Consider the following 245-nt stretch of genomic DNA (forward strand, 5'->3'; position numbering starts at 1 on the left):
CCGGGCGGTCAACACCGCCACCACGGTCGGCTCACCATGGTCGGACTGGCAGAATCTGACCGTGGATGTGCCCGACCCGGTCTCCGAACCCGCCGTCGGGGCACTGCAGGTCACCCCGTCCCAGCAGGTGGACGGCACCACCGTCACCCCCACCCTCACCCCGGCCCTGCTGGCCCAGGTGAGCGACCCCGCCGGCAAGCCGCTGCGGGCCGAGGCCGAGATCGAGCACGACCCGGCCGCACCCG

1 protein-coding gene is annotated in these 245 nt (G+C 73.9%); it reads left to right on the forward strand.

Translation table 11 applies throughout. From position 1 onward, the window contains the following. Positions 1–61 precede the first annotated feature (61 nt). The coding region (locus FLX08_RS41155) for a hypothetical protein (protein ID WP_208762006.1) at positions 62–245 on the forward strand (184 nt) is incomplete at its 3' end.

It is taken from the genome of Microbispora hainanensis (assembly GCF_006874475.1).
Lineage (GTDB): Bacteria > Actinomycetota > Actinomycetes > Streptosporangiales > Streptosporangiaceae > Microbispora > Microbispora hainanensis.